The sequence below is a fragment of the Pseudomonas sp. TMW 2.1634 genome (assembly GCF_001703595.1).
In the GTDB taxonomy this organism is placed as follows: Bacteria; Pseudomonadota; Gammaproteobacteria; order Pseudomonadales; family Pseudomonadaceae; genus Aquipseudomonas; species Aquipseudomonas fragi.
In genome coordinates this window covers 244846-258200 of record NZ_CP016849.1, presented here as the reverse complement: position 1 = coordinate 258200, position 13355 = coordinate 244846, and the positions used below count along the sequence as shown (strand labels likewise).

General features: G+C 52.4%; 13 protein-coding genes. All 13 read right to left on the bottom strand.

All coding sequences use genetic code 11. The annotated features are described in order from the left end of the window. Positions 1–51: 51 nt before the first annotated feature. Positions 52–1170, bottom strand: coding sequence for a DegT/DnrJ/EryC1/StrS aminotransferase family protein (locus BFC21_RS01135; RefSeq protein WP_120266676.1), 1119 nt, complete (start codon positions 1168–1170; stop codon positions 52–54). 156 nt (positions 1171–1326) lie between these two features. Beyond that, complete coding sequence (gene rfbC / locus BFC21_RS01130; protein ID WP_120265520.1) at positions 1327–1887, bottom strand: dTDP-4-dehydrorhamnose 3,5-epimerase; 561 nt, start codon at positions 1885–1887, stop codon at positions 1327–1329. Continuing rightward, positions 1884–2777 carry a glucose-1-phosphate thymidylyltransferase RfbA gene (gene rfbA, locus BFC21_RS01125; RefSeq protein ID WP_120265519.1) on the bottom strand — a complete coding sequence of 298 codons (894 nt, stop codon included), beginning with the start codon at positions 2775–2777 and terminating at the stop codon, positions 1884–1886. The genes rfbC and rfbA overlap by 4 nt, the downstream gene beginning before the upstream one ends. Before the next feature lie 162 nt (positions 2778–2939). Continuing rightward, the gene (gene rfaH, locus BFC21_RS01120; protein WP_169845461.1) at positions 2940–3467 is read right to left on the bottom strand and encodes a transcription/translation regulatory transformer protein RfaH; all 528 of its coding nucleotides are present in this window, start codon (positions 3465–3467) and stop codon (positions 2940–2942) included. A gap of 922 nt (positions 3468–4389) precedes the next feature. Further along, on the bottom strand, positions 4390–4818 hold the full coding sequence (locus tag BFC21_RS27085) for a hypothetical protein (RefSeq protein ID WP_162939269.1): 429 nt from the start codon (positions 4816–4818) through the stop codon (positions 4390–4392). Positions 4819–4863: 45 nt separating this feature from the next. After that, entirely contained in the window at positions 4864–5583 is a 720-nt protein-coding gene (locus tag BFC21_RS01115) for a GNVR domain-containing protein (RefSeq protein WP_371914927.1), read from the bottom strand. Between the two features lie 189 nt (positions 5584–5772). Continuing rightward, positions 5773–6935 (bottom strand): IS3 family transposase gene (locus BFC21_RS01110; RefSeq protein WP_087148787.1). Its coding sequence is split into 2 segments (ribosomal slippage): positions 5773–6680 and positions 6680–6935, totalling 1164 coding nucleotides; the frame shifts between segments, so codons are not numbered across the junction. After that, positions 6904–7458 carry a Wzz/FepE/Etk N-terminal domain-containing protein gene (locus tag BFC21_RS01105; protein WP_256557616.1) on the bottom strand — a complete coding sequence of 185 codons (555 nt, stop codon included), beginning with the start codon at positions 7456–7458 and terminating at the stop codon, positions 6904–6906. The genes BFC21_RS01110 and BFC21_RS01105 overlap by 32 nt, the downstream gene beginning before the upstream one ends. A 259-nt stretch (positions 7459–7717) precedes the next feature. Beyond that, complete coding sequence (locus tag BFC21_RS01100; protein WP_088379439.1) at positions 7718–7969, bottom strand: lipopolysaccharide assembly protein LapA domain-containing protein; 252 nt, start codon at positions 7967–7969, stop codon at positions 7718–7720. 23 nt (positions 7970–7992) lie between these two features. Next, positions 7993–8289 carry an integration host factor subunit beta gene (ihfB, locus tag BFC21_RS01095; protein WP_003447108.1) on the bottom strand — a complete coding sequence of 99 codons (297 nt, stop codon included), beginning with the start codon at positions 8287–8289 and terminating at the stop codon, positions 7993–7995. 329 nt (positions 8290–8618) lie between these two features. Next, positions 8619–10313, bottom strand: coding sequence for a 30S ribosomal protein S1 (gene rpsA, locus BFC21_RS01090; RefSeq protein ID WP_016780248.1), 1695 nt, complete (start codon positions 10311–10313; stop codon positions 8619–8621). Positions 10314–10436: 123 nt separating this feature from the next. Continuing rightward, positions 10437–11123 carry a (d)CMP kinase gene (gene cmk / locus BFC21_RS01085; protein ID WP_083369851.1) on the bottom strand — a complete coding sequence of 229 codons (687 nt, stop codon included), beginning with the start codon at positions 11121–11123 and terminating at the stop codon, positions 10437–10439. Beyond that, entirely contained in the window at positions 11123–13354 is a 2232-nt protein-coding gene (locus BFC21_RS01080) for a bifunctional prephenate dehydrogenase/3-phosphoshikimate 1-carboxyvinyltransferase (RefSeq protein WP_088379438.1), read from the bottom strand. The genes cmk and BFC21_RS01080 overlap by 1 nt, the downstream gene beginning before the upstream one ends. Between the last annotated feature and the right edge of the window lies 1 nt (position 13355).

Sequence of the window (13355 nt, the reverse complement as noted above, 5' to 3'; positions counted from 1 at the left end):
TAAAACCTCTAGTGAATTAAACCCCGTACTAACCGATTGAACGTCAGTGACTCACGCTGGGGATTGCTGCCTGACAAAAGCGATGATCTGCTCCACTTGAGCAAGCTCCAGTGCTGGATAAATCGGGAGACAGAGGACGCGCTGCGAGACACTGTCCGCCACCGGAATATTCGCTTTATTTGAAGAGGGCAAGCCGCGGTACATTGGGAAGTCGCTGATCAGTGGATAAAAATAGCGCCGCACAAAAATGTTTATTGACTTAAACTTTTCATACAGCTCATCTCGACTCAGCGGATAATCTTCTTCAATCAAAATGGGGAAATACGAAAAATTGGCTTTGTCTTGCCCACTTTCATCGACCACCTTGATTCCTTTCACTCCCGCGAGGCCTTCTCGGTACAGAGCATCAATCTTGCCACGCAAGCGTAATGCAGTATCGATGTGCTTTAACTGGAGCAAGCCGAAGGCCGCGTTAATCTCGCTCATCTTGCCATTGATACCTGCCGCCACAACCGTCACTTCATCAACAAAACCAAAGTTTTTCAAGTGCTCAATGCGCTGCTTAGTTTTTGCATCCGGACAGACGATCGCCCCACCTTCAAAGGTATTGAAGACTTTGGTCGCGTGAAAACTGAGCACACTCAAGTCGCCATGCCTCAGTACACTGCCACTGCGGTCTTTCACTGCAAACGCATGAGCCGCATCATAAATAACCTTCAGATTATAGTTATCTGCAATGGCCTGAATGGCATCCACATCACACGGATGACCGTAACAGTGGACAGGCAATATCGCCGTTGTCAGGGGGGTTATTGCCGATTCGATCTTTGCCGGATCCATATTCAACGTGATGGGATCGATATCAACAAAAACCGGCTTGATACCGTTCCAGAGTAACGAGTGAGCGGTGGCCACAAACGAGTAAGGCGTCGTAATTACCTCCCCTGTGATACGCAAGGCTTGCAAAGCCGTCAACAACGCAATGGTTCCGTTATTGAACAGCGCTATATGCTCAACCCCCAAATACTCACATAACTCGGCTTCCAATTGCTGATGCATCGGACCACCGTTCGTAAGTATTTTGCTTTCCCAGATACTTTCCAGGTAAGGTAAAAACTCTGAAAGTTCAGGCAAATAAGGTTGCGTTACAAATACAGGCTTATCGTTCAAAGCAATTCCCCTACACGAAGCAAACTTTACGCACACCCGCCATCGAATACGGGTTCACATCTATCGCACCTCATGGTGCGCCTAAATGATCCGCCATCAACGTATCTTAATCGGAGCATATTCATAAGACATATATATTTAAGAGCGCCCCGCTTTTTAAAGCAGAACGGCATCAGACAGGGGTGGCGCTTGCCTATCCTTGTCACTGATGAGATACGCACTCACGCACGGCCATTCAATATTCAGGGTTCCGTCAGACCATAGCAAGCTTCGTTCTGAATGCGGGTCATAGAAATTTGTAGTTTTATAAATAAAATGTGTGTCATCTTCCAACGCCAGAAAACCGTGGGCAAAACCGGCGGGAATCCACAGCATTTTCTTATTGACAGCTGACAATTCGATTCCGAACCATTGACCAAATGTGGAAGACCCTTTTCTAATGTCTACGGCAACATCAAAGGCAGCGCCTTGGGTAACACTAACCAACTTTCCCTGCGTATGCGGTTCAAGCTGATAATGCAGTCCGCGCAAAACGCCTTTTTTTGAACACGACTGGTTGTCCTGTACAAAATATTGAGGTTCTGGCAATCCCAGCTTGGAAAGCCCCTCATTAAACTCGCGCTGATTAAAACTCTCCATGAACCACCCACGCTCATCCTTAAAAACCTTCGGTTCGATAATGACAATGCCGAAGATGTCTGCCTGGGTGAACTTCACGCGCCTTTCCTCTCATTCAGCAATTTAGTTAAGTACTGCCCGTAGCCTGTTTTCTTCAGCCTTTTCGCTTGATCATCCAGGGTTTCCGGGGTTATCCAACCACTGTTAAATGCAATCTCTTCCAGGCAAGCCACCTTCAGCCCTTGGCGCTGCTCGATGGTATGCACAAAGTGACTGGCTTCGAGCAAAGACTCATGCGTGCCTGTGTCCAGCCAGGCAAACCCCCGCCCCAGCATTTCAACAACAAGGTTGTTTTGTTCGAGATACACACGATTGACATCCGTAATTTCTAGCTCACCCCGGGCTGAAGGCTTGATCTTTTTGGCAATTTCAACGACCTGATTGTCATAGAAATAAAGGCCTGTCACCGCATAGTTGGACTTCGGTATTAAAGGCTTTTCTTCAATGCTCAGTGCGCGGCCGCTACTGTCGAACTCAACAATGCCAAAGCGCTCCGGGTCTGAAACATGGTAACCAAACACCGTCGCGCCAGTGGCTTGATTCATGGCAGCGCGAAGATGGCCTGAAAAGTTCTGACCGTAAAAAATATTGTCACCCAGAATCAGGCAAACGGAAGCGTTACCAATAAACTCTTCGCCAATGAGAAAAGCTTGTGCCAACCCATCAGGGCTGGGTTGTTCCGCATAGCTCAGTTCAATACCGTATTGACTGCCATCGCCCAATAGCTTTTTGAAACATGGCAAGTCTTCAGGTGTCGAAATAATCAAGATTTCTCGCATGCCTGCCAGCATCAACACTGACAACGGATAAAAGATCATGGGCTTGTCATAAATGGGCAACATCTGTTTGGAGACACCCAGCGTTAGCGGGTGCAAGCGGGTGCCTGATCCACCAGCGAGAATTATTCCTTTACGTTTGATCGTGGTCATGTTTTTAACATTTCCTTAACTACTCCGATGCACAACTCACAGAGCGAGTAGTGATGGGATGAATTCCGTTTTTCTTAAAGGTACGCTACCGCCCCAGGATTCATCGTCGATTTCCTGAGAACGGTTTGTGCTTACATTGCCCAGCCGGTGACCAGGATTTAATTAACGACTGGCTATACTGGTAAGGGGCAAACTGATCTGTTGCTGACGATTCATCAAGTTGATAAGCAGGATGACGCGCTCTTCGCCGTCCATCGTCATGAAAATGGATTCAATACCTGCAAAGCTCTGGTCCAAAATGGTGATTTTTTCGCCAGGGCTGAATGCGGAAATCAGGCAAGACTCTGCACGACTCTTCAGATTGAGGATCAACTCGTGACTGACGGCCAAGGGGCGACCACCAAAGGCTACAACGCGTGCTACACCACGCGTGGAGCGTAAAGGAGCCCAATTGGCACCTGGCGGCATGTGTATAAACAAATAGCCCGGAAACAGGGACTCTTCGAGGTGCTGCAATTGCCCATGATGCAGACGTTCACGCCGACAGGTGGGCCGCGCGCACTCATAACCCTGACGCGCAAGATTCTCTTCTGCCCGCTCGTCTTGTCTTGGCTTGCATTGCACCAGATACCAGTCGTCAGCTCTGGATCGGGTGGTTTCCTGGGCAGTTGCTGTGCGTGTTAAAGGCATGAGTAATTCATATATAAATCCTTCCGTGTTTTACCATCGTGCAATGCGTTTGCCAATGACAAGCCGTCCTGTTCTTGGCGTCATTGCGCTGCTGCATTACAGAGCGGCCCTCCATCAGCGGACCTCAGCTGATCGATACAGTCAATTCGAATTTAAGAAAAGTCCGGATTTTTTCCACCCAGACCTGTTGCGCCATTATTTAGCCATACCGCAAATACACGTTCTGTTCATTGCTTCATACCTGAAACAAAGGTGCCTATAGCCTGAGCCTGCTAGTCGGCAGCGACAAGCACCTGCCCCCCCCTCAAAAACCTGCACCAATAATACAGCGCTCACCGTCCATTTCAACAAAGCCGGCCTTGAGCCCAGACTCTTGTATCGCAGCCCATAGTTCAGCAATACCCTGCATGTGTTGAAAAACACATTATGCCTCTGGTGAGTCAGCAAGGCCGTGATGTTATTGATCAGACGACCACTGGCGCAGCTCAATCCAGACACAATCGCATGACCTCGAGGATCGGTATTCGACAGGCCATTGGCTAATTGTTCATGTGTGGCAGGACTACTGTGTGGGACCTGTGCGCTTCTACCCTGCAGCCATTGCCTAGCCCCTGATATGGCCAGGAAAAATTGCGCATGAGCTGCAAATGAGACCGATCTGCACATCTAGGCTGAAATGATGATTGCAGATAAACGGCTAAATAAGAGGGCACGATTTTTTGGGCGCAACACATAAATTCTACTCATGCAGCACTGGGAAATCCGCCCCGCGCAATAAGCTTTCAAATATTGAATGAGGCCACTTGCCTGGTGTGAAAGACGACTGACATGATCATCCTTTACGCAGCTTATAAAAATCCAATCAAATAACAATTGCGTACACAGACGCTGCAAGCCCTGTTGTTGCATCTCACCCTGATGATCAGCAGGCTCTTACGGATGACTGACTTTCTTGAACATGAAGCCCGATGTATTGGGTTTGAGCACTTAGTTCAAGCTTTAAATAACGTTGACCTATAAAAAATCTTGTCAGCGCAAGTGCCATACTCAAGACAATGAAAGTTTTTAAGCGTTCAACCCGACCCTGAAAATCTGCTGCAACCTGAACCTTTGCGAGTAGCGCCATAAGCAGGATCTGAACATCTTCAAGGCCGTAATTGACAAGCCAAAACCGCCAAGCGGAATGCGCTATCACGCGAGACTCTCGGGCTACACCCGTGGCGGACCGACAAAAAGCACTCAACAGCAATTGACGGCAAGAAGCTTGCCCCGCACGGATCGGCATAGGGTGATATATGCGCGGAAAAGACATAATTTGCTCTCGGGGCAGTTCCATTAAGAGGCAATTCATCTATAGATCCGGGCTGAAAAGCATCAGCCCGATACCTAGTCAGTATCAGTCCTTTAGCAAAATCTCGCTGCAACTCATCGAAACGCACGAAGGACCTTGAAGCATGGAGCCCGAAGGCATATGAAGCTCCTCACGACGTTGAATCACAAAGTGCCTTGCAATAACAATCAGGATGCCGAGCAGAGCGCCCAACATAAACCCCAACACTGCAATTAAAGCCTTTTTAGGTTTGACTGGGTTCGTTGGATTCATCGCTTTGCGATCGACCGATACCAATTTCAGGGCGCTAAAGTCCATACTGCTCACACCGCCCAACCTGACAATCTCAGCACGAAGTGGCTCAACCCCCTTCAGAAACAAGTCTTCATTCTGACGCTGATTAAGCATTTCAACTTCACGGTTGGTTTGCAGCAATTGCAATTCGCGAGCTATTTGCGCGATTCTTTTTTCGGTGAAATCGTCGTTTTTCCGTTGCTGCAAGGCAGCGCGCTCGGCCTCAAGCACCTCAACTCCCAGAAAATACAAGGGTATCTTTTGATTATTGATCTCAGTGCGCATAAGACTCACATCGCCCGCCCGCACAGAGTCCCCCATAGCGGAAGGTGTCGTAGGTTTTTGAATACCCAGTGACTTAGCAATGCCAATGGCTTCACTCAATTGCGCCACACGATCCGCACGTTCAACTTTTAGTTGTTGGCGCAGCGCCTTGAGTTCGTCCTGTAGCTGAGCACGCTTCAGACTGTCGTTCTCAATCAAGGTAGCCATGCGCGCTTGTTTTTCAGTTTCATAATTGGAGCGGGCAGCGTCAATTTTCCCTTTCAGCTCGGTCAGACGATTATTTACGATGATCTTAAGGTCCGCAGCAATTTGCTCACGCGCGAACGTGATTGCGCGATCAACAAAACCATTGAGAATTTGCTCACCGTCGACACCCTCAGGGTAGTACTGTAGTGGTCAACTAATCCCGGACACGACGTTAAGTTTTTTCTCGGCCTGAGCCGGCGTTAGCCCGCCATTAAATTGATGAGGCCGTATCCAGTTGTAGCGATGCATCAAATAATGACTGATGTCTCGTTGTGCCTGCTGAACCGACATATAACCCACTGAAGGTATCCACTCGGTTTTCAAGCTGCGAAATACTCGCTCCATCGGCGAGTTGTCGTAGCAATTGCCCCGGCGACTCATGCTCTGGCTGATGCGGTACCGCCACAGACGCTGACGGAAGTGGCGACTTCCATATTGCGATCCCTGATCCGAATGAAACAGCAGCCCTTGAGGCTTCCCGCGTTGCTCATAGGCCATATCCAGTGCTTTGGTGACCAAGTCAGCATCCGGGTTTCCTGATAACGCCCAGCCCACTATCCGGCGAGCATAGAGATCCATAACCACGGCCAGGTAGTGCCATTTCCCTTGCGCCCAGATGTAGGTGATGTCACCGCACCAAACCTTGTTTGGCTCGGGAACATCGAATTTACGATTCAGTGTATTTGGAATGTCAGGCCGCTCGACCGTTGCTTTTTTGTAGGCATGCGAGCCAGGCTGCTTGCTGATCAACCCCAGTTCCCGCATCAAGCCTCGCACCTTGAAACGCCCGATCTGCTCGCCATCATCCTGCATCATCGACACGATACTTCGGCTGCCAGCAGCGTTTCGGCTCTGGGTGAACAGTTCGTTGACTCGACTGCGTAATCGAATTCTCTCAACGCCCGGAGAACGCCGCCTGAGGTGATGGGCGTAGTAAGTCGAACGGGTGATTTCGAACACCTCGCACAAGCAGTCAACAGGTTCATGGGCGCTTAGCTGATGGATCAGTGCGAACGCTCGAGATCTTCCGACATCAAGAGCGCGGTAGCCTTTTTTAATATCGATTTCTCTCGTTCAAGACGGGCGATTCGGGCTTCCAGTTCCTGGATCTTTTGCTGCTCTGGGGTGAGCGCCTTGCTCTGCGGGGTGACGCCTGTGCGTTCCTGCAGAAGCTGACTGACCCAACGGCGCAGGGCCGACTCGCCAATGCCGAGTGAACGACTGGCTTCGATGCAGCTGTAATTTTGTTTGAGTACGAGGTCAGCAGCCTCGCGTTTGAATTCAGCGGAAAAGACACGACGTTGCTTGGTCATCTGACACCTCGATATGGCGAGCATTCTCGCCTAAATGAGTGTCCGGTTTCATTAGACCACTACAGTACAACACCAACCCAATGGCTGCGCTGAGCGAGTTCGCATCTTTAGGGCCTGGAAGAAGCAGCTTCAAGGAGTCACGATTGAATTCTTCAAAGCTCTGCTCCAAAGTGCGACCCGGACGCCTGTATTGACTGAATAACGCCTCGTTCGCCTGGAAAAAGCTCAATCGCGCTTCATAGGACTCAAGCGTTGAACCCACTTTGAGCAAGGCTTCGCTGGGGGGCAGGGTATAAACACCTGATCGGTTAAGCGCATCCAGCTCGTTGATAGCTGCAGGGCGAAGTACACTGCTCACTTGGTACTCGGGGGTCACGAAGTAGGCGTAGCCCAATGCAATGAGACCACACACCGCACTCGTCGCAGCAATAATTTTCCTTTGTTGCCAAAATGTCTGAAACAAGGAGAACAGGTCTACCTCATTTGACGATGTACCAACGTGAATACGGGGGCTGCTACTCACAAACAAGGCCTGCCTTCATTAAGAATCTGCGGGCTCGTCATGCAGAAATTTTTAAGTACGAGAGTTATCGTGGCTTTGACAATCAGGTTAACCATCACTGTAGACCTGACGAAGCATAAAAATTTCTGGCAATCGAGAACAGAGCGCATTCTGCCAACATTACCAAACAATACAACCCACCAGGCCTGTAGGACATTTCCCAATCAAAGCACCTGATTGACCGGAAGGTGGCAGCCTTCCTGCCTCACTGCCCACAGCCTTATACCTGCGTCTGCAATCGGCGCTTGAGCTTGCTCGCCTTGCGCTGGTAAGCAATAAAGCCCATTAACGGCCCGACCGCCATCCCCACCAGCAAGGCACCAATGAAGAAAAACGATTGCGGCAGTTCAGGGGAGCGCCAACCCAAAAACATCAGTGCCGTGGGCTGCTGGTTTTCGAGGGTGAAAATCACGACCCCGAACATGATCAGCAGAGAAAATACCGCCAGCACTGCTCGTTTGACGTTACGCATCGGCAACTCCTGTTCCCTGAAGGTTAAATGTCGTCTTCCTCATCCTCGTTCACCCGGTCTCGCAGCTCTTTGCCCGGTTTGAAATGAGGCACAAATTTGCCATCCAGGCTGACCGACTGGCCTGTCTTTGGGTTGCGGCCTACACGAGGGGCGCGGTAATGCAGGGAGAAGCTGCCAAAACCACGGATTTCGATACGATCCCCGGTCGCGAGGCATTGAGACATTTGTTCAAGCATGGTCTTGATGGCCAACTCCACATCCTTGGATGAGAGTAGCCCTTGATGGGTGACAATTCGTTCGATCAACTCCGACTTCGTCATATTTTTCCCTTCTTTTTCAAGCAGCTAGATCAGCGCTCCCAAGGTTTTAGCATGATCGAAAGAATTTGAACAGCCCAGGGATTGACTTATCTTCACAAGCCGCATAAGCACTGCAAATAACCGGCCCCACCATAAACAACCACAGCCATCAGACCCATACCACCCCAGGCAGCGCACAGGCTACGCAGCGTCAGCGGCCGCCCTCACCCACAGCTAACTCCCGAACGAGCCACACGCACGCTTTTACAAGAGCTTGATAACCTCATACTCAAATCGCAGGCACAAAAAAGGGCGACCTAAGTCGCCCTTTTTCTATGGTCAATCAGAACTTAGTTCTGTTTTTCCATTTGTGCACGCAGCAGGTCGCCCAAAGTGGTCGGACCAGCAGCAATGTCAGAGGTAGCTGGCTTGTCGCGCAGGCTCTGGATTGCTTCTTTCTCTTCAGCATCATCTTTCGACTTGATGGAGAGTTGGATTACGCGGCTCTTGCGATCAACGCTGATGATCTTGGCTTCTACTTCTTCGCCTTCTTTCAGAACGTTGCGCGCGTCTTCAACGCGGTCACGGCTGATTTCGGAGGCTTTCAGAGTCGCTTCGATATCGTTGGCCAGAGTGATGATGGCGCCTTTAGCGTCAACTTCTTTCACGATGCCCTTAACGATTGCGCCTTTGTCGTTCTCTTGAACGTACTCGGAGAACGGATCGCTTTCCAGCTGCTTGATACCCAGGGAGATGCGCTCACGCTCTGGGTCAACAGACAGGATAACGGTGTCCAGCTCGTCGCCCTTCTTGAAACGACGTACGGCTTCTTCGCCCACTTCGTTCCAGGAGATGTCGGACAGGTGAACCAGGCCGTCGATGCCGCCGTCCAGACCAATGAAGATACCGAAATCGGTGATCGACTTGATGGTGCCGGAGATTTTATCGCCCTTGTTGAACTGGCCAGAGAAATCTTCCCATGGGTTAGATTTGCACTGCTTGATGCCCAGGGAGATACGACGACGCTCTTCGTCGATGTCCAGAACCATAACTTCCACTTCGTCGCCGACTTGTACGACTTTCGAAGGGTGGATGTTTTTGTTGGTCCAGTCCATTTCCGAAACGTGTACCAGACCTTCAACGCCTTCTTCCAGCTCTGCGAAGCAGCCGTAGTCAGTCAGGTTGGTTACACGCGCGGTAACGCGAGTGCTTTCTGGGTAACGGGCTTTGATAGCAACCCATGGATCTTCACCCAGTTGCTTCAGGCCCAGGGAAACACGGTTGCGTTCGCGATCGTATTTCAGAACCTTGACATCGATCTCGTCGCCAACGTTGACGATTTCGGAAGGATGCTTGATACGCTTCCAAGCCATGTCAGTGATGTGCAGCAGGCCGTCAACGCCACCCAGATCGACGAATGCGCCGTAATCCGTGAGGTTTTTAACGATACCTTTAACTTGCTGACCTTCTTGCAGCGATTCCAGCAGAGCTTCACGCTCGGCGGAGTTCTCTGCTTCAAGCACGCTGCGACGCGAAACAACAACGTTGTTGCGCTTCTGGTCCAGCTTGATGACCTTGAATTCCAGCTCTTTGCCTTCCAGGTGCGTAGTATCGCGCACTGGACGAACGTCAACCAGAGAACCTGGCAGGAACGCACGGATGCCGTTAACGTCGACAGTGAAGCCGCCTTTAACCTTACCGTTGATAACGCCCTTGACCACTTCTTCTGCTGCGAAGGCTGCTTCCAGAACGATCCAGCATTCAGCGCGCTTGGCTTTTTCACGGGACAGTTTGGTTTCGCCAAAGCCGTCTTCGACCGCGTCCAGCGCAACGTGAACTTCATCACCGATGTTGATGTTCAGTTCGCCAGCGTCGTTGTGGAACTGCTCCAGCGGGATGAGGCCTTCCGACTTCAAACCAGCGTGAACGGTAACCCAACCAGCTTGGTAATCGATATCAACGATGATAGCGGTGATGATCGAGCCAGCCTGAAGATTCAGGGTTTTTAGGCTTTCTTCAAAGAGTTCTGCAAAGCTTTCGCTCATTTTAATTCCTGTTGATCAAGGGCGAAGGAATACGCCCATCTGCCACATTCCAGACAATGTGGGTTACGTTCATATAAAAGAAGGCATGCAGGACTATTTCTGGTCTCCTGCACGCTTTCTTGGTCATCCAGCGATATCGCGAAGTGCGATTTCACTCATGATGCGTTCCAGCACCTGCTCGATTGACAACTCCGTGGAGTCCAGCTGTATGGCATCAGCCGCCGGCTTGAGCGGGGCTATTGCACGCTGCGTGTCACGCTCGTCGCGGGCACGAATCTCATCTAGCAGACCCGAGAGACTAACATCATCGCCCTTGGCCTTCAACTGCAAGTAACGGCGACGGGCCCGCTCCTCGGCGCTGGCGGTCAGAAAAACCTTCAATGGCGCGTCAGGAAACACCACCGTACCCATATCCCGACCATCTGCAACCAGGCCCGGGAACTCCAGAAAGGCACGCTGACGCTGCAGCAATGCATCGCGAACAGCCGGCAAGGCCGCGACTTTCGAGGCTCCAGCCGCTACGGTCTCGCTGCGGATGGCATGGGTCACGTCATCACCTTCCAGAATGATCCGTGCCGGCTTACCGTCCGTCGCGCCGATGAACTGAACATCAAGATGCGCCGCCAGTTTTTCCAGCAACGCCTCGTTATCCAGAGCAACGCCGTGATTACCTGCGGCAAATGCCAACAGGCGGTACAGAGCACCGGAGTCGAGCAAATTCCACCCCAGGCGCTTGGCCAGGATGCCAGCAACCGTGCCTTTGCCTGAACCGCTCGGGCCGTCGATGGTGATAACCGGTGCCGAAACCATCACGAGTTTTCCTCTTGAGCTACACGCATGCCCACTTGCTTGCACAGGGCAAGAAAGTTAGGGAACGAAGTCGCAACGTTGGCGCAATCATGGATACGGATTGGAGCGGTTGCGCGCAACGAAGCCACACTGAAAGCCATCGCGATACGGTGGTCGCCATGACCATGAACCTCACCACCGCCGATGGAACCACCCTCAATAATGATGCCATCCGGGGTTGGCTCGCACTTCACACCCAGGCTCAGCAAGCCATCTGCCATCACCTGAATGCGGTCGGATTCCTTGACCCGCAGCTCTTCTGCACCGCGCAGGATCGTGCGACCCTCGGCGACAGCGGCAGCCACGAACAAGACCGGAAACTCGTCGATTGCCAGCGGCACCAGCGCTTCAGGAATCTCGATACCCTTGAGTTTAGCTGCGCGTACGCGCAAGTCAGCCACCGGCTCGCCGCCCACTTCGCGCTGGTTCTCAAGCGTGATGTCAGCCCCCATCAGGCGCAGGATATCGATAACGCCAGTACGGGTCGGATTGATACCGACATGTTCAAGCAGCAAGTCCGAGCCTTCAGCAATGGAGGCAGCAACCAGGAAGAACGCCGAAGAGGAAATATCCCCCGGCACTTCAATATGGGTCGCCGTCAGCTTGTGGCCCGATTCAACCGAAGCCGTAGGGCCATTAACCGTAACCGGGTAGCCGAAGCCTTGCAGCATGCGCTCGGTATGGTCGCGGGTCGGCGCAGGCTCAGTAACCGAAGTCTTGCCTTCAGCATACAGCCCTGCCAGCAACAGGCAGGATTTAACCTGGGCACTGGCCATCGGCAAGGTGTAATCCATGCCCTTGAGCGCATGACCGCCGCGAATGGTCATCGGTGGACGACCTTCGGCAGCGGTTTCAATCACGGCACCCATTTCGCGCAACGGGTTGGCCACACGATTCATCGGGCGCTTGGTCAGGGATGCATCGCCGGTCAGCGTGGTGTCGAAACTCTGCGCGGCCAGCAGGCCGGACAACAGGCGCATGGAGGTGCCCGAGTTACCCAGGTAGATCGGGCCAGGCGGCGCTTTCAAACCGTGCAGGCCGACACCATGAATGGTTACGCGACCATGATGCGGGCCTTCAATCACCACGCCCATGTCACGGAACGCCTGCAGCGTGGCCAGGGCGTCTTCACCCTCAAGGAAACCTTCCACCTCGGTCGTACCTTCAGCCAATGAGCCGAGCATGATCGAGCGGTGGGAAATGGATTTGTCGCCTGGTACGCGGATCCGGCCAGTTACTTGACCACCAGGATTTGCCAAAAAAATCAGATCGTTGGAATTCATAGCGTCCACATATGCCCGGCGGGCCAGGATTTTACTGAAATGCTCGCGGGCAACCCGGGCGCGCGTGAAGACGCCCAGTAATTGATGCCCATCCCCTGCATCGACCGCGTCGCGCAAGGCGTCGAGATCACTGCGAAATGTATCCAATGTGCGCAGCACTGCCTCGCGGTTCGCGAAAAAAATGTCATGCCACATTACCGGGTCGCTGCCGGCGATTCTTGTGAAATCACGGAAGCCACCCGCTGCGTAACGGAAGATATCCAGATTCTCGTTGCGCTTGGCAAGAGAATCCACCAGCCCGAAGGCCAGTAAATGAGGCAAATGGCTGGTTGCCGCCAATACCTCGTCATGTCGCTCGACCTGCATATGTTCGACGTCCGCACCCAGGGCGCGCCACATCGTATCGACCAGGGCCAACGCATCGGCATCGGTCTGGGCCACAGGGGTCAAGATCACCTTGTGGCGCTGGAACAGGCTGGCATTCGAAGCTTCGACGCCACTTTGCTCGGACCCGGCTATCGGATGGCCGGGCACGAAACGCGGCGGCATACCACCAAAAGCCTGTGCCGCAGCGCGCACGACATTGCCCTTGGCACTGCCTACATCCGTCAGCACCGCCCGGCCAAGGTCCATGCCCGCCAGAAGGCCGAGCATTTTTTCCATGGCCAGTATAGGCACGGCCAACTGGATCACATCAGCCCCCACACAGGCAGTCGCCAGGTCCGCTTCGCAGCGGTCGACAACCCCCAGCTCCACAGCCAGCGCACAGGACTGAGGGTCGAGATCGACCCCGACAACTTCGGCACACAAGCCGCTTTCACGCAGACCCTTGGCGAAAGAGCCGCCGATCAGGCCCAGCCCGACCACGACCAGGCGCCCTATTACAGGCTTTACAGATTGCACAGACATT